The organism is Sphingomonas sp. LY54 (assembly GCF_035594035.1).
In the GTDB taxonomy this organism is placed as follows: domain Bacteria; phylum Pseudomonadota; class Alphaproteobacteria; order Sphingomonadales; family Sphingomonadaceae; genus Allosphingosinicella.
Map to the genome: position 1 here is coordinate 2,526,205 of NZ_CP141588.1, position 16,001 is coordinate 2,542,205.

Annotated in this window: 12 protein-coding genes; 7 read left to right on the plus strand and 5 right to left on the minus strand. The window is 67.6% G+C overall.

Annotation, left to right across the window (positions count from 1 at the left end; translation table 11 throughout):
- Window positions 1-340: 340 nt before the first annotated feature.
- On the plus strand, window positions 341-4,858 hold the full coding sequence (gene gltB / locus SH591_RS12600) for a glutamate synthase large subunit (RefSeq protein ID WP_324749415.1): 4,518 nt from the start codon (window positions 341-343) through the stop codon (window positions 4,856-4,858).
- Window positions 4,859-4,863: 5 nt separating this feature from the next.
- Window positions 4,864-6,294 carry a glutamate synthase subunit beta gene (locus tag SH591_RS12605; RefSeq protein ID WP_324749416.1) on the plus strand — a complete coding sequence of 477 codons (1,431 nt, stop codon included), beginning with the start codon at window positions 4,864-4,866 and terminating at the stop codon, window positions 6,292-6,294.
- Here the strand turns inward: SH591_RS12605 and SH591_RS12610 are convergent, their stop codons facing one another.
- The 3 genes from SH591_RS12610 to SH591_RS12620 all read right to left on the minus strand — a co-directional run bounded on the left by SH591_RS12610 (window position 6,295) and on the right by SH591_RS12620 (window position 10,293).
- Window positions 6,295-7,920 carry a GMC family oxidoreductase gene (locus SH591_RS12610; RefSeq protein ID WP_324749417.1) on the minus strand — a complete coding sequence of 542 codons (1,626 nt, stop codon included), beginning with the start codon at window positions 7,918-7,920 and terminating at the stop codon, window positions 6,295-6,297.
- 269 nt (window positions 7,921-8,189) lie between these two features.
- Entirely contained in the window at window positions 8,190-8,804 is a 615-nt protein-coding gene (fixJ, locus tag SH591_RS12615) for a response regulator FixJ (RefSeq protein WP_324749418.1), read from the minus strand.
- Window positions 8,794-10,293, minus strand: coding sequence for a sensor histidine kinase (locus SH591_RS12620; RefSeq protein WP_324749419.1), 1,500 nt, complete (start codon window positions 10,291-10,293; stop codon window positions 8,794-8,796). Before SH591_RS12620 ends, fixJ begins: the two co-directional genes overlap by 11 nt.
- Before the next feature lie 151 nt (window positions 10,294-10,444).
- Between SH591_RS12620 and SH591_RS12625 the strand changes: the two genes are divergently transcribed.
- The 3 genes from SH591_RS12625 to SH591_RS12635 are packed head-to-tail and all read left to right on the plus strand — an operon-like array spanning window position 10,445 to window position 12,023.
- Entirely contained in the window at window positions 10,445-11,134 is a 690-nt protein-coding gene (locus SH591_RS12625) for an alternative oxidase (protein ID WP_324749420.1), read from the plus strand.
- Window positions 11,135-11,187: 53 nt separating this feature from the next.
- Window positions 11,188-11,574, plus strand: a complete 387-nt coding sequence (locus SH591_RS12630) for a response regulator (protein ID WP_324749421.1) — start codon at window positions 11,188-11,190, stop codon at window positions 11,572-11,574.
- Entirely contained in the window at window positions 11,571-12,023 is a 453-nt protein-coding gene (locus SH591_RS12635) for a group III truncated hemoglobin (RefSeq protein WP_324749422.1), read from the plus strand. Before SH591_RS12630 ends, SH591_RS12635 begins: the two co-directional genes overlap by 4 nt.
- 20 nt (window positions 12,024-12,043) lie before the next feature.
- Here SH591_RS12635 and SH591_RS12640 read toward each other — a convergent pair whose 3' ends face one another.
- Both SH591_RS12640 and SH591_RS12645 read right to left on the minus strand, forming a co-directional pair.
- Window positions 12,044-12,883, minus strand: coding sequence for a hypothetical protein (locus SH591_RS12640; protein WP_324749423.1), 840 nt, complete (start codon window positions 12,881-12,883; stop codon window positions 12,044-12,046).
- 91 nt (window positions 12,884-12,974) lie between these two features.
- On the minus strand, window positions 12,975-13,913 hold the full coding sequence (locus SH591_RS12645) for a glycerophosphodiester phosphodiesterase family protein (protein WP_324749424.1): 939 nt from the start codon (window positions 13,911-13,913) through the stop codon (window positions 12,975-12,977).
- A 304-nt stretch (window positions 13,914-14,217) separates the two neighbouring features.
- On the opposite strand from SH591_RS12645, the gene SH591_RS12650 reads away from it, so the two are divergent.
- Together SH591_RS12650 and SH591_RS12655 are read left to right on the plus strand one after the other, a co-directional pair.
- Window positions 14,218-14,658 (plus strand): DUF2231 domain-containing protein, encoded by a 441-nt coding sequence (locus SH591_RS12650; RefSeq protein WP_324749425.1) that lies wholly within the window; start codon window positions 14,218-14,220, stop codon window positions 14,656-14,658.
- The gene (locus SH591_RS12655) at window positions 14,655-15,983 is read left to right on the plus strand and encodes a PQQ-dependent sugar dehydrogenase (protein WP_324749426.1); all 1,329 of its coding nucleotides are present in this window, start codon (window positions 14,655-14,657) and stop codon (window positions 15,981-15,983) included. Before SH591_RS12650 ends, SH591_RS12655 begins: the two co-directional genes overlap by 4 nt.
- Window positions 15,984-16,001 lie beyond the last annotated feature (18 nt).

The window sequence follows — 16,001 nt, forward strand, 5'->3', positions numbered from 1 at the left end:
GAGAGCGACGCGTGTCAACCCGTCAATGCTGCAACTGCACAAAATTTGTATCCCAAGTCGCATTTCGTATTGCATGAACCGCGGATATGAACTTATTCACTCGACATATGGGATCCCATCATGGGATTCGGAGATGTCGCCATGCCGCACAATTCGAGCCTGAGCATCGACGCACGAGCGTATAGCGGCGCCCCGTCCAAAATTTACGTGACCATTCTCTTTACCGCCTGCCTTTGGGGAGACGGCTCTTGATGACGGTCTAGGACAGACCAGAAATCGGAAGCCCCCGCTCCCCACCGGAGACGGGGGTTTTTCTTTGCGCGACGAAGGAAGGCCAGACATGCGATTGCCGGACAAGCAGGGCCTCTACGACCCCCGCAACGAGAAGGACGCGTGCGGCGTCGGCTTCATCGCCAATATCAAGGGCGAGAAATCGAACGCGATCATCCGCGACGGTCTGCAGATCCTCGCCAATCTCGATCATCGCGGCGCCGTGGGCGCGGACCCGCTGATCGGAGACGGCGCCGGCTGCCTGATCCAGCTTCCCGACGCCCTGCTCCGCCATTGGGCCGACGGCAATGCGCTCACCCTTCCGCCGCCCGGCGATTATGGCGTGGCGATGTGCTTCCTGCCGCGCGACGCCGAAGCGCGCGAAGCGGCGGTGGCGCAGCTCGAGCGCTTCATCGAGATCGAAGGCCAGATATTGCTCGGCTGGCGCGACGTCCCGGTCGACACCAAAGGCATGAGCCCGACCATCGTCGCGGCGATGCCGGTCATTCGCCAGGCGATCGTCGCTCGCGGGCCGCGGGCGAAGGATCAGGACGCCTTCGAGCGCAAGCTGCTCGTCATCCGCAAGCAGACGCTGAACCCGCTCGGCGAGCTGGCCGAGAAGCGCGCTTTGCCCGGCCTCGTCGATTTCTACATCCCGAGCTTCTCGAGCCGGACGATCGTCTACAAGGGCCTGCTGCTCGCGACCCAGGTCGGCAGTTTCTACAAGGATCTGCTGAACCCGCTGACCGCCTCGGCGCTGGCGATGGTGCACCAGCGCTTCTCTACCAACACCTTCCCGTCCTGGAAGCTGGCCCACCCGTTCCGCTTCATCTCGCACAACGGCGAGATCAACACGGTGCGCGGCAATGTGAACTGGATGAACGCGCGCCGCCGGACGATGGAATCGCCTTTGCTGGGCGCCGATCTCGCCAAGATGTGGCCGCTCATCCCGCACGGCCAGTCGGACACGGCCAGCCTCGACAATGCGTTGGAATTGCTCGTTGCCGGCGGCTATTCGCTGCCGCATGCGGTGATGATGCTGGTGCCCGAGGCGTGGGCCGGCAACAGCCAGATGGATCCGCAAAGGCGCGCGTTCTACGAATATTTCGCGGCCCTGATGGAGCCGTGGGACGGCCCCGCCGCGATCGCCTTCACCGACGGCCGCCAGATCGGCGCGACGCTCGACCGCAACGGCCTCAGGCCCGCTCGCTTCACCGTCACCGACGACGACCGCATCATCATGGCGTCGGAGAGCGGCGTGCTGCCGATTCCAGAGGAAAAGATCGTCCGCAAATGGCGGCTCCAGCCCGGCCGCATGCTGCTGATCGACCTCGAGCAGGGCCGGATCGTCGAGGACGAGGAGATCAAGGCGAGCCTCGCCGGCGCCGAGCCATATGGCGAGTGGCTGCGCGAGACCCAGTTCAAGCTGGAGGAGCTGCCCGCCGCCGACGGCGGTGCCAGCCCGCCGTCAGATCCAGCGGAACTGAGGAGATGCCAACAGGCCTTCGGCTATACCGAGGAGGATCTGAAGTTGTTCCTCGCGCCGATGGCGCAGCAGGGCGACGATCCGATCGGATCGATGGGCACCGACACGCCGATCGCCGTGCTGTCGGAGCGGTCCAAGCTGCTCTACGATTATTTCAAGCAGAACTTCGCCCAAGTCACCAATCCGCCAATCGACCCGATCCGGGAATCGATGGTGATGTCTTTGGTCTCGATGATCGGCCCGCGCCCGAACCTGCTCGGCCACCATGCCGGCGCGTTCAAGCGGCTCGAAGTGTCGCAGCCGGTGCTCACCAACGACGAGCTCGAGAAGATCCGATCGATCCGCGAAGCGGTGGACGGCGCCTTCCGCACCGCCACCCTCGACGCGACCTGGCCCGCGGGCGGCACCGGCAAGGCCATGGAAGCGGCGCTCCAGCGCCTGTGCTGGGAGGCGACCGAAGCCGTGCTCGCCGACATCAACCTGCTGATCCTGTCGGATCGCGCCACGTCCCCCGACCGCGTGCCGATCCCCGCCGCGCTCGCTACGGGGGCGGTCCACCATCATCTGATCCGGCAGGGGCTGCGCATGCAGACCGGCCTGGTCGTCGAGACCGGTGAGGCGCGCGAGGTCCACCATTTCTGCGTGCTCGCCGGCTACGGCGCCGAGGCGATCAACCCGTATCTGGCGTTCGAGACGCTGGCGGCGATGGGCCATGGCGACGAGGACGCCGCGCGGTACCGCAAGGCGGTCGGCAAGGGCATGCTCAAGGTCATGTCGAAGATGGGCATCTCCACCTTCCAATCCTATTGCGGCGCCCAGATCTTCGATTCCGTCGGCCTCTCGACACCGTTCGTCGAGCGCTATTTCACCGGGACCGCGACCACGATCGAGGGCGTCGGGCTGGACGAGATTGCCGAGGAGGCCGCGCGCCGCCACCGCCGCGCCTATCGCAGCCCGGCCGACGTGCTCGATCTGGGTGGCGCCTATGCCTGGCGCGTCGATGGTGAGGACCATGCCTGGACACCAGACACGGTCGCCGACCTGCAGCATGCCGTGCGCGGGAATCTGCCGGAGAAATATCTGCGTTACGCCGAGGCGATCAACGACCAGAGCAAGCGGCGGCTCACCATCCGCGGCCTGCTCGAATTGCAACCGGCCGGGCCGCCGGTGCCGATCGGCGAGGTCGAGCCGGCGAGCGCGATCGTCAAGCGCTTCGCGACCGGGGCAATGAGTTTCGGTTCGATCAGCCGCGAGGCGCATACCACGCTCGCGGTGGCGATGAATCGGATCGGCGCGCGCTCGAACACCGGCGAGGGCGGCGAGGAAAGCGATCGCTTCGCACCGCTGCCCAACGGCGATTCGATGCGCTCGGCGATCAAGCAGGTCGCCTCGGGCCGGTTCGGCGTTACCGCCGAATATCTGGTCAATGCCGACGACCTCCAGATCAAGGTCGCGCAGGGCGCCAAGCCCGGCGAGGGAGGGCAGCTTCCCGGCCACAAAGTCGACGCGCATATCGCCGCGGTGCGCCATTCGACGCCGGGCGTCGGCCTGATCTCGCCGCCGCCGCACCACGACATCTATTCGATCGAGGATCTGGCGCAGCTGATCCACGACCTGCGCAACGTGAACCGCCGGGCGCGCATCTCGGTGAAACTGGTCTCCGAGGTCGGCGTCGGCACGGTCGCCGCCGGCGTCGCCAAGTCGATGGCCGACCATGTCACCATTTCGGGCTATGAGGGCGGTACCGGTGCTTCGCCGCTCACCTCGCTGACCCACGCCGGGCTGCCCTGGGAGATCGGCCTCGCCGAGACCCAGCAGACTTTGGTGCTGAACGGCCTGCGCGGCCGCATCGCGGTCCAGGCCGACGGCGGCCTGCGCACCGGGCGCGACGTGGCCATCGCGGCTATCCTCGGCGCCGACGAATTCGGCTTCGCCACCGCGCCGCTGATCGCGGCCGGCTGCATCATGATGCGCAAATGCCATTTGAACACCTGCCCGGTCGGGGTCGCCACCCAGGATCCGGTGCTGCGCGCGCGTTTCACCGGCCAGCCCGAGCATGTGATCAACTATTTCTTCTTCGTCGCCGAGGAATTGCGGTCGATCATGGCGTCGCTGGGCGTGCGCCGGCTGGACGAGATGATCGGACGGCCCGAACTGCTCGACGCCAGGCCGGCGCTCGACCATTGGAAGGCGCGGGGGATCGATCTTGGCCGCCTGCTCCATGTGCCCGACGTCGACGCGTCTGCCGCGCGACGGAATGTCGAGCGCCGCCAGCACGACCTGGACGCCGTGTTCGACCAGGATCTGATCGCCGTCGCCGAGCCGGCGCTGACGCGGGGCGGGGCTGTGGTCATCGAGCGACCGGTCGGCAACATCCATCGCAGCGTCGGCGCGATGCTGTCGGGCGAAGTGGCGCTACGCCACGGCCATGCCGGCCTGGCTGACGACAGTATCCTCGTCCGCCTGCACGGCACCGCCGGCCAGAGCTTCGGCGCCTTCCTGGCCCGCGGCGTCACCCTGGAGCTCACCGGCGATGCCAACGATTATGTCGGCAAGGGCCTGTCGGGCGGCCGCATCGTCGTCCGCCAGCCCGCGCAGGCCCGCCGCGACCCTGCCGCCAACATCATCGTCGGCAACACCGTGCTCTACGGCGCCATCGCCGGCGAGGCCTATCTGAACGGCGTCGCCGGCGAGCGTTTCGCGGTCCGTAATTCGGGCGCGGTGGCGGTGGTCGAAGGCGTCGGCGACCATGGCTGCGAGTATATGACGGGCGGGCGCGTGGTCGTGCTCGGCGCGGTTGGCCGCAATTTTGCCGCCGGCATGTCGGGCGGGATTGCCTATGTCCACGACCCCGATGGGCGGCTGGAAGCGCAGTGCAACGGCGCCGGGGTCGAACTCGGCCCAGTCGAAGATGCGGATGCATTGCGCACCCTGATCGAGCGGCATTGCGCGGCGACGGGGAGCGCCAAAGCGCGCGCCCTGCTCGACGACTGGCCGCGGACGCTCGCCGCGTTCGTCCAGGTCATGCCCACCGAATATCGGCGGGCCCTGCTCGATCTCGAAGCCGATGCGTCGGCCTCCTTCACCGTCGCTGCGGAGTAAGTCTGATGGGTAAGCCGACCGGATTTCTCGAAGTCGAACGCCGCGACCGTACCGCCGCGCCGCCCCGGGAGCGGCTGCAGCATTGGGACGAGTTCGTCGAGCGGCCCGCGGCCGAGGCGGTCGGCCGCCAGGCGTCGCGCTGCATGGATTGCGGCATCCCCTTCTGCCACACGGGTTGCCCTGTGAATAACCTCATCCCGGACTGGAACGACCTCGTCTACCAAGACGATTGGAAAGCGGCGCTCGACCGGCTGCATGCTACCAACAATTTCCCGGAATTCACCGGGCGCGTCTGCCCGGCGCCGTGCGAGGCGGCGTGCACGCTGAACATCACCGACCAGCCGGTGACGATCAAATCGATCGAATGCGAGATCGTCGACCGCGGCTGGCGCGAGGGCTGGATCCGCCCGAACAGCGCGCCGCGCGGCACCGGACGGCGGATCGCGATCGTCGGCTCGGGCCCGGCCGGCCTCGCCTGCGCCCAGCAACTCGCCCGCGCCGGCCACGCGCCAACCGTGTTCGAGAAGAACGACCGGATCGGCGGCCTGCTGCGCTACGGCATTCCCGACTTCAAGCTCGCCAAGGCGCTGATCGACCGCCGCGTCCACCAGATGGAGATCGAGGGGGTCATCTTCCGGCCCAACTTGGAGGTCGGGGTGGACGTCTCGGTCGCGCGGCTGATGGACGATTACGACGTGCTTGTCCTTGCCGGCGGGGCCGAGCTTCCGCGCGATCTCGACGTGCCGGGACGCGAATTCGACGGCGTCCATTTCGCGATGGATTTTCTCGCCCAGCAGAACCGGCGCAACGCCGGCGATACCGAGGAAAAAGCGGCGGCTGCGGGCACGATCTCGGCGGCCGGCAAGCATGTCGTCGTGATCGGCGGCGGCGACACGGGCTCGGACTGCATCGGCACCGCCAACCGTCAGGGCGCGCTTTCGGTCACTCAACTCGAGATCATGGCGCAGCCGCCGCTCGGCGAGGACAAGGCGCTGACCTGGCCGCACTGGCCTATGAAGCTGCGCACGTCCTCCTCGCAGGAGGAAGGCGCGGAGCGCGAATTTGCGGTCGTCACCACCGGCCTGGTCGGCGAGGGCGGCAAGGTGACGGCGCTCAGCTGCCAGCGCGACGGCGAGCCGTTCGCGATCAAGGCCGACCTGGTGCTGCTGGCGATGGGCTTCACAGGCCCGCGCGTCGAAGGCGCGGTCGCCGAGGCGGGGGTCACCTTAACCGATCGCGGGGCGGTAGCGGCGAGCCCGCGCGATTACCGCACCGACGCGCCGCGCATCTTCGCGTGCGGCGACATGCGCCGCGGGCAATCGCTCGTCGTGTGGGCGATCCGCGAGGGCAGGGAATGCGCGGCCGCGGTCGACGCCTTCCTCATGGCAGGCGACGCGCCGGCAGCCGGCCAGGCCCGCCACGTGCTCGCCGGATAGCTAGCCAGTCATCGATGCGGCGGTCGTGAGTCGCTCGGGAATTCTCTGGCGCGCCGCGATCGTGTCCGCAGTGCGCATCGCCAGCGCGACGATCGTGAGCGTGGGATTGGCCCAGCCCGCCGTCGGGAAAAGCGAGCTTCCGGCGACGTAGAGATTGTGGATGCCGTGGACCCGTCCGTCGCCGTCCGTGACCCCGGTGCGCGGATTCTCGGACATGCGCGTGGTGCCCATATGATGGTAGCCGCCGATCGGGTGCGTGCTGATCAAGGGGTCGATCGCCCAGCGCCGCGACGGGTCGGAGAGCCAGGGTGCGGCTTCGACCCTGCCAAGGCCCAGGCGCGGCAACTCGCGCGCCAGCGCCGCGACGAGCCCGGCCGCGCTGTCGACGTCGAGCGCGCACGTGCGCCAGTCCAGCGCTACCCTTGGCATGCCGAGCGAATCCGTGTCGGCCGTCAGCGTCACCCGGCTGTCCGGGTTGGGCGCCTGCTCGCCGCGGATGACCAGGGCGACGTCCAGCCTGCCGGCCTTGTGCAACAGCCACGGCCGCAACGGATCCGTGACGTGCTGGATCTGCCCGGTGAAGCGCTTCGTCATCCGCCAGAGCTTGCGCCCGCCTTGGGTCGGCGCGAGCCGGTGCTTGGCATGGAGATAGGCGCGCATGAGCAGCGCCTCGCTGCCGTGCGTCGGGCGGCGGCCGGCGATCGTCAGCGACGTGTTGAGCAGCCCTTCCTCGGCCTGCAGTCTGGCCGAGGGAGCGATCAGCGGCGCAAATTCCATGTCGCCGACGCGGCGCTTCTGGAACGCGTCGAGCAGGTGCCAGTCCGCGCCGCCGACGATCCGCCCGCCGCGCGCATGGGGATGTTCCATGAAATAGCGCCCGACCTGGTCATGGTCGTTGCCGAGGCCGTCGCGCTGGACCGAGCGCGACGCCAGCAAGATGCGGGGATTCTCGATGCCGCCGGCGGCGAGCACATAATCGCGCGCCCGTACGTCGAGGCTGCGTCCGCCGGTGCTTCGCACGTCCAGATTGCGGATTGCCCGGCCCGACGGTTCGGCAACGATCTCGCGGACGGTCGCATGGGTGACGACGGTGCAGCGGGCATGTTCGACCAGATCCTGGCAGCGCAGGAAAGAGAAGCGGTCGAACTCATTGTCGAACGCCCAGAGCGGGGTCGCCAGTTCGTCGGGCGAGAAATCGGGGAGCAGCCCCTTGAGCGGGTCCGAGCAGTAGGCGGAGGGCGCCAACCCGAATGCTTCCCAGGCTTCGTCATAATAGGGACGCAACTGGGCATGATCGATCGGCCAGCCGCTATGCGGAATCCAGTTCCGCCTTGTGAAGTCGATCGGGTCCAGCTCGGCGCAGCGCCCGCCCCAGATCGCGGTGGTGCCGCCGAAGAAGCGAAGCCGGCAATCCTCGAGCGCGTAATAATCCTCGCCGACATTCTCGCCCGCGTTCAAATCCGAGGTTTTCTTCTCGTAATCCAGCCCTCCGCTTTCGAGCAGGATGACCGAAAGGCCTTCGGCTAGGAGCCGGCGGGCAAGGGTGATCCCGGCTGCGCCCGCACCGATGACGGCCACTTCCGCATCGAGCCGGTCCGGCCCCTGATGTTCCAGATCCAAGTACATCGGCAGGCCGCTCAGGCGGTCCGCGGGGAAGGTGCCGGTTTTCGCACAGTCAGTGGCAAGTTGCGGGCGTTCGAAACGCTGCTGACGAGCGTTTCCGCGCACGGACGATAAAGATCAGCCACGCCAGCTCTCCCTTTCGACGGACGTGATCGTACGGCTATCTTCGGGGCGATACAAGCGGAGCCAAGATCGACTGTTGGGACGGGGACAGGCAGACGATCGAAGCGGGCGACTGCCTGAGCGCTATTTGACCGGCCGTGCGTGACGGATCAGGGCAGCAGGCGCGCGATCGTCGCCATGCGCACCAGTTCGGACAGGCTGCGCGCGCGCATCTTGGTCATCACGTTGGCGCGATAGACCTCGACGGTGCGCGCGCTGATCGCGAGATCGTCGGCGATGACTTTGTTGGCGTGTCCCTCCACGAGGCCGTCCAACACCTCTCGCTCGCGCTGGGAGAGGGTGGCCATGCGCGCAACGATTTCGTCCCGTTCGGTTTCGACCAGGCCGCGCTGCTGCTGCCGCGCCAATGCGGCCCGCACCGACTCCAGGATGGTCTCGTCGCTGAACGGCTTCTCGATGAAATCGGCAACTCCCGCCTTCATTGCCTGGATCGCGAGCGGCACGTCGGCATGGCCGGTGATGACGATCACCGGATCGGGCACGCCGAGCGCCTTCAATTTGCCGATCAGCTCGACCCCGCTCATCTCCGGCATGCGCACGTCGGTGACGATGCAGCCATGTTCCATGTTCGGCACCGCCTTCAGGAACGCGATCGCGGATTCGTAGGTCCGCGCCTGGATGCCGGCGCAGTCGAGCAGGAAGCCGAGGGCATGGCGCGCCGCTTCGTCGTCGTCGATCACGTGCACCACGGGCTCAGTCGCCATCGTATAATTCCTCCTTGCCTACGCGCTGCACGGTGAAGCGGAAGATCGCGCCGCCCCCCGGATTGTCCTCGACCCAGATACGGCCACCATGCGCCTCGACGATCGTGCGCGAGATCGAGAGGCCGACGCCCATCCCGGTCCGCTTGGTCGTGATGAAGGGCTGGAACAGCTGCCCGGCGATCTCCGGACTGATTCCCGGTCCGGTGTCTGCCACGCTGACCAAAGCCATGTCTTCGGGCAAAGCGGCGACGCTGACCGTCATTTCGCGGCGCGGGCCGTCTTCCATCGCGTCGCCGGCGTTGCGGATCAGATTGAGCACCACCTGCTGAATCTGGACCTTGTCGGCGAGCACCAGATCGACGTCCGGATCGAGCGCGTAGCGGACCTGGACGCCGCTTTCCTTGGCGCCCACGAGAGCGAGCGCGCTGGCTTCCTCGATCAGCTTGGACAGGCTTTCCAGCCGCCGCTCAGTCTCGCCGCGGGCGACGAAATCGCGCAGCCGGCGGATGATCTCGCCCGCGCGCAGCGCCTCGTTGGCGGCGCGATCGACTGCGTCGCGGACCTTTTCGTGCGGGACCTCGTCGCGGCCGAGCAGCATCTTGCTGCCCTTGAGATAGGAGGCGATCGCCGACAGCGGCTGGTTGAGCTCGTGCGCCAGCGCCGAGGCCATTTCGCCCAAGGCGGTGAGGCGGGAGACGTGGACGAGCTCGGTCTGTAGCTCCTGCAGCCGGGTCTCGGTCTGCTGGCGCTCGGTGAGGTCGCGGACGAAGCCGGTGAAGAAGCGCCCCTTCGCTTCGTGCATCTCGCCGACCGCCAATTCCATCGGGAAGGTGGAGCCGTCCTTGCGCTCGCCGACGACGACGCGGCCGACGCCGATGATGCGGCGCTGCCCTGTCCGGTAATAGCGTTCGAGATAGGAATCGTGCGCCTCGCGATAGGGCGAAGGCATCAGCATGCTGACGTTGCGGCCGGTCACCTCGGCCGCATTCCAGCCGAACAGGCGCTCCGCGGTGTGGCTGAACGAGCGGATCAGGCCCTGCTCGTCGATCACCACCATCGCGTCCGGCACTGTTTCCAGGATCGAGCGCAGATGGGCCTCGCTCTGCCCGAGCTCCCTATGGGCCGCGCCGGCGCGGGCACGTGCACGCTGGAACCATTCGCCGCCGATCGTGACCGAGAGTCCGACCAGCAGGAACACCGCCGCACCGACCCAGTGGCCGGCGACCAAGCGCCCGCCGGTGGCTTCGAGCGCCAGGCCAGCGGCGGCGCCCAGCAGGGTGGCGAACAGGCCGGGCGCGAGGCCGGCGAGCGCGGCCGCTGCGACCACGGCCGGGACGAAGAACAGGAAGGTCTCGCGCCCGCCCAGCAGCGGATCCAGCGCCACGCGCGCCGCTCCGCCGCCGGCAATCGCGACCAGCGCGATCAGGCAGGCTCTGCCCTTGCCGACGGCGGGGAAGGACAGGGAGTTGGGACGCAATGCCAAGGCCATGGCGGCCTGCATAGCCGCTGCCGATGCGCGGCGCGACCTCCGGGATTCACCCTAGGGCGAAGACCCGAATTTCGCGGATTCGGGGCCGCTTCTATTTCCGGGCCAACGGCAACGCAGACTTGGCTGCCGTGTTCGCAGGGAGAATTTCGTCGTGACCGCACCGTTCATCGATCTTTCGGTCCACCACCGCCCCAAGGGCCTGTCCGACCGCGTCGCTTATGGCTTCACCAAGATGCTGCGCTGGTGCGCCGACACCTTCTTCGCCGAGCGCTACGGCCATCGCGCGGTGGTGCTCGAGACCGTCGCCGCCGTGCCGGGGATGGTCGGCGCGACGATCAACCACCTCGCCTGCCTGCGCCGCATGTGCGACGACAAGGGCTGGATCAAGACGCTCATGGACGAAGCCGAAAATGAGCGAATGCACCTGATGACTTTTATCGAAATCTCGAAGCCGACCTGGTTCGAACGCGCGGTCATCATCGGCGTGCAGTGGGTCTTCTATCTGTTCTTCTTTGCCCTCTATCTCGTCAGCTCGAAGACCGCCCATCGGGTCGTCGGCTATTTCGAAGAGGAAGCGGTGATCAGCTACACCCATTATCTCGCCGAGATCGACGAGGGCCGTTCGGAGAACGTCCCAGCACCCGACATCGCCAAGCGCTACTGGGGCCTGCCCGAGGACGCGACGTTGCGCGACGTGGTGCTGGTGGTCCGTGCCGACGAGGCCCACCACCGCGACGTCAACCACGGCTATGCCAACGAACTCGCCGGGCTGCCGCTGGGAGCCGTCGCCCCTTGTCCGCCCCACGCCGCCCTCGAGCCGACCTGGAAGCAGGCCGCCTGAACCAAACAAAAAGGGGAGGGGCTTTCCGCTCCTCCCCGCTTCCGGACACTGTCATGACCGCCTCCGACTGCCCCCGCATCCTGATCGTCGACGACGACGCCGCCCTCCGCTCCGCGCTGACTTTCTCGCTGGAGCTGGAGGGTTTCGCGGTGGAGGCGTTCGAGAGCGGCGAGGCGCTCGTCGCGCGCGGGCCAGTCCCCGATCCGGGCTGTCTCGTCCTCGACTACCATCTGCCCGGCATGGATGGCCTCGCCTTGCTCGCTTTGCTGCGCGCTCGCGGCGTCGCGTTGCCGGCGCTGATCATCACAAGCCTGCCGACGCGCAGCCTCGCCGCCCGCGCCGCGGCCGCCGGCGCCGCAATCATCGAGAAGCCCTTGTTGTGCGACGCTTTGGCGGCCGCTATCCGGGCGGCCGTGCGCAAGCAGATCGAACCCGTATGACCGATGCCATGTCCACCCCGCCCGCCGCGGCCATCACCGAGGAGGGGCTCCAGGCGCTGGTCGACGCCTTCTACGCCAAGGTCCGCCAGGATCCGCTTATCGGGCCGATCTTCAACGGCGCCATCGACGACTGGCCCGAGCATCTCGAGCGGCTCCAGGCCTTCTGGTCCTCGGTGATGCTGGGCAGCGGCCGCTACAAGGGCCGCCCGCTGCCGGCACATATCAAGCACGGCGATAGTATCACGCCCGACATGTTCCACCGCTGGCTCGCGCTGTGGCGCGAAACCACGCTGGAATTGCTGAGCGGCCCGGCGGCCGCGGCGATGCAGGAGAAAGCAATGCGGATCGCAGAGAGCCTGCAGATGGGGATCGCCTTCCACAAGGACCCAAGCGGCGGGCTGGGCGCGGTCGGTCGTGCGGGGCGTCCGTCAGGGTTGCGCGCCGACTGAGCGACGCGGCATCTCGCGCCCTATTGCGTCTGCGCAACCGCCGGAACGTCCATCACCACCACTTCGCCGGCCTTGCGGGTGATCCCGTAGATGCGGCGCGGCGCGGTACGGTCCCAGGCCCAGGCCTGGCCTTCGAGCGAGGCGGCGATGGTGGCGACATGCTCGAGCGTGGGTCCTTCGCCGGGCACGCGCAGCACGTAGATTTCCCCAGCGTCGTGGCCGGTGACGTAGAGCAGGCCGTCCGGCCCCCAGCTTCCGCCCGAAGCGCTGCGCGGCGCGAGCCGCTCCAGCACTGAATCCGGAAAGCGGTAGCCTCCGGTCATGCGCCACTGGTCGTCGAACGTGGCGACCAGGGTGAAGCGGTGGTCGCGGCCGGGCTCGCCCCCCTTGGCGTCGTAATTGGCGAAGCCCGCCCACCATTTCCCGTCCTTGCGCTCGACCCAGGTCAATGAGCCGAGCCGCATGCCGAGCGGGATCGAGCGGACGTGGCGCATCGTCTCGGGATCGAAGATCTCGACCGAGCTTGCCATCGGCACCTGCGGATAGTTGGAATTGGCGCAGACCAGCTCACGCGCGATCACGGCGCAGCTGTTGAGGTGGGTGATGCGGCGGCGGTCGCCGCTCCATTCGCCGACCTTCCGGCCGGTCGCCTTTGCATATTTGCCGATGCCGCTGTTGGTGATCGCGTAGAAATGGCGATCGTCAACCGCGACGCCCTGCCGCGCCTCCGGAGCCACGTGGCGGCGCACTTCCTTCGCCTGCAATTGGGCCACGGGGACGGCAGCGGGAGGCGCATCGCCCTTGGCCGCGGCGGGCTGCTGCATCGCGAGGAGCAGCAGGCCAAGGGTGGATGCGAGCATGGAAGTCTCCGAGGGACAGCGAAAAGGCGGGAAACAGGCGTGGCCGGTCCGTCCTTGCCTCTTTCTGTTACAATCGGGCGACAGGGCGCGCTCAGTGGCGGTGCTTTAGCCAATCGACGAGCGCCTCGGGCTCGTCGGTCTGGATCATCGACGCGCCCATCGCGATCAGCCTGCCCCAATGGCCTTCCGGGTCGGCCAGAGCGGCGCGGTCGTCGATCCCGGCGGCCATGGCGGGCGTGATCGTGCTCACCCAGATGCGCCTGTCGAGCGTGCGGGCCTGCGCCGCGGCCGCCTCGAACCAGGAAAGGTCCCGGAACACCAGTTCATAGGCGACCGGATCATAGTCTTTCCATGCGGCGAGCGGAACGCGCGGGCGCTTGCTGCAGGCGAGGGGAGGGCCCTTCGCGCATTGGCGGACTTGCGGCATGAAATATGCCCTGCCGGCGAAGGGTGACGTGGCGACGTGCCTCGTGTTCGGGTGCCCGCCCCGCTTCATCAGCACTTCAGCATTCATGCCGAGGCGGTCGACCAGCGCCATCACCTGGTCTTCCACGGGGACCTTGAGATGGAGGTTGACGAGAATTCGGCCGCGCGCGGCGAGCAGGGCTTCTTCCAGCGTCGGCACAGTGTGGGCGGTGACGGGTGTTCCGCGGCCACCCTGCCGGCGTAGCCGCAACCGCCGGACCGCAGCGCCATCCATCGCCGCCACCGCACCGATGCCGTCGGTCGTGCGGTTCACGGTCGGATCGTGCATGAGCACAAGCTGGCCGTCGCGCGTGCGGCGTACGTCGATCTCGACCATGTCGATGCCGATGCGAATGCAGGCCTCGATCGCCGCGATCGAATTTTCCGGTGCGTTCTTCCAGCAGCCGCGATGGGCGATCACCATCACCGGGGCTCCCGGGGAGGCGTCGTGGAGCGTGGCGGCAAGCGCGGCGATCCGCGGCGTAGGGGCGCCGGCGGCGGGCGCGGCGAAGGCAAGGCCCGCCGCGAGACATGAAGCCAGTCCTGCCCTCCATGCGCGTGCCATCGGGACTCCTCTTGGCCAGGACGGCGGCGCCATGATTGGCGCCGACCACTTGGGCACTGGGCACGCAGACATCGACCGGGTTCGATGGCCCTATCTTGCCCCTGACGGAGCGCGCGGTCGAGTCCTGCCAAGCGCCTCGGAAGCTGGCTTTGAAGCGTTTTTCGGGCATCGGAGAGCCTGCAAGGACCCTCGACGGGACCGGACGGGAACATCCGGGCCGCTGTCTCATTCTTGATCTTGTTACGCCAGCGAGCGTTCCGGCTGTGCCGGTGCGGGCCGCATCGCGCTTGTAAGGAGGAAAGTCGTGGTGGCTGCCGTTGAACATCGGACCTACCCAACGCCCGTTTCCCCACTCCATCCGCTGCACGCGGTGCTGCTGGCGGGAACGGTGCCCCTGTTCCTGGCCGCGCTGCTGAGCGACTGGGCTTACGCGGCCAGTTACGAAATTCAGTGGAAGAACTTTTCGTCCTGGCTGATCGTCGGCGGCCTGGTGTTCGGCGGCTTCGCCTTGCTGTTCGCGCTGGTCGATTGGGTCCGCGCCGGGCGGCGTTGGGGCCGAACGGCCTTCTATTTTCTCCTGCTGCTGGCGGCCTGGATTCTGGGCTTCATCAATGCGCTGGTCCACGCCAAGGATGCGTGGGCGAGCATGCCGGCGGCGCTCATCCTGTCGGCGATCGTCGCGTTGCTCGTGATTGCGGCGACGGCGCTCGGCTTCTCCACCTTGCGCACGGGAGCGGTGAAATGAAGCGTTGGACCCTGTTTCCCGGCGCCGCTTTGCTGGCCCTGCTAGCTGCCTGCGGCAGCGAACCGGCGGAACAACAATATGGCCCGAATCCGCAGCTTGCCGAGCCGCAGCGGGGGCTCCTGCCCTCCATGGTGATCGCGGACCCGGCGGAATGGGGCGACCGAAGGCCAACCGTGCCGGAGGGTTATGCGATCACGCCGATTGCCACCGACCTGCTGATCCCCCGCCAGACTTTAGTGCTTCCCAATGGCGACATCCTGGTCGCCGAAGGGCGCGGCGGCGGCGCTCCCAAGCTCACGCCGAAGGACGTGATCGCGAGCATCATTAAGGCCAAAGGAACGAGTTCGGCCAAAAGCGGCAACCGACTGACGCTGCTGCGCGATGCCGACGGCGACGGCGCCTATGAGGGACGCACTATCTTTGCCGACAATCTCAACGCGCCTTACGGGCTCGCCTTGGTCGGGAGCCAGCTTTACGTCGCCAATCAGGACGCTTTGGTGCGGTTCGACTATCAGGTCGGGCAGACCAAGGCCGCGGGCCCGCCGGTCAAGATCACCGACCTGCCGTCGCAGCTCAACCACCATTGGACCAAGGCGCTGACCGCAAGCCCCGACGGGCGGTTCCTCTATGTCGGCATCGGCTCCAACAGCAACATCACCGAGCGCGGCATGACCGCCGAAGCGGACCGCGCCCTGGTGTGGCAGATCGACGCGCAGACCGGCGCCCACCGCCCCTACGCGACAGGCCTGCGCAATCCCACCGCGCTGACGATCCAGCCCGGCACCGGCCAGCTCTGGGCGGCGGTGAACGAACGCGACGAGATCGGGCCGAACCTCGTCCCCGATTACATCACGTCCGTCCGGGAAGGCGGCTTCTACGGCTGGCCCTATGCCTATTGGGGGCCGAATGAGGACGTGCGCGTCCGGCCCCGGGACCCGCAGAAGGTGACCGCGACGATCAAGCCCGATTACGCGCTCGGATCGCACGTCGCCACGCTCGGCTTGGCCTTCTCGACGCCGGCGATGGGCGCGCGCTTCGCCGACGGGCTGTTCGTCGGCGAGCATGGCAGTTGGAACCGCAGCGTGCCGGTCGGCTACAAGGTCATCTTCGTGCCGTTCCGCGGCGGCCGGCCGGCCGGTCCCCCGATCGATTTCGTCACGGGCTTCTTCGGCGCCGACGGCAAGACCCGCGGCCGCCCGGTCGGCGTGACCGTCGACCCGCGCGGCGCCCTCATCGTCGCCGACGACCTGTCGAACACGATCTGGCGCGTGACGCCGATCCAGGCACCGAATCAGGGCGCCGCGGTCGCGCCAGTCCAGCGATGATTTTGAGAAGTGGGGGAC

Excerpts from the sequence above, each read along its gene's own strand:
- SH591_RS12635 (WP_324749422.1), top strand. The coding sequence starts at position 11,571 with ATGACCGATGCCATGTCCACCCCGCCCGCCGCGGCCATCACCGAGGAG.
- SH591_RS12640 (WP_324749423.1), bottom strand. The coding sequence starts at position 12,883 with ATGCTCGCATCCACCCTTGGCCTGCTGCTCCTCGCGATGCAGCAGCCC.
- SH591_RS12605 (WP_324749416.1), top strand. The coding sequence starts at position 4,864 with ATGGGTAAGCCGACCGGATTTCTCGAAGTCGAACGCCGCGACCGTACC.
- SH591_RS12630 (WP_324749421.1), top strand. The coding sequence starts at position 11,188 with ATGACCGCCTCCGACTGCCCCCGCATCCTGATCGTCGACGACGACGCC.
- SH591_RS12610 (WP_324749417.1), bottom strand. The coding sequence starts at position 7,920 with ATGTACTTGGATCTGGAACATCAGGGGCCGGACCGGCTCGATGCGGAA.
- SH591_RS12655 (WP_324749426.1), top strand. The coding sequence starts at position 14,655 with ATGAAGCGTTGGACCCTGTTTCCCGGCGCCGCTTTGCTGGCCCTGCTA.
- fixJ (WP_324749418.1), bottom strand. The coding sequence starts at position 8,804 with ATGGCGACTGAGCCCGTGGTGCACGTGATCGACGACGACGAAGCGGCG.
- SH591_RS12620 (WP_324749419.1), bottom strand. The coding sequence starts at position 10,293 with ATGGCCTTGGCATTGCGTCCCAACTCCCTGTCCTTCCCCGCCGTCGGC.
- SH591_RS12645 (WP_324749424.1), bottom strand. The coding sequence starts at position 13,913 with ATGGCACGCGCATGGAGGGCAGGACTGGCTTCATGTCTCGCGGCGGGC.
- gltB (WP_324749415.1), top strand. The coding sequence starts at position 341 with ATGCGATTGCCGGACAAGCAGGGCCTCTACGACCCCCGCAACGAGAAG.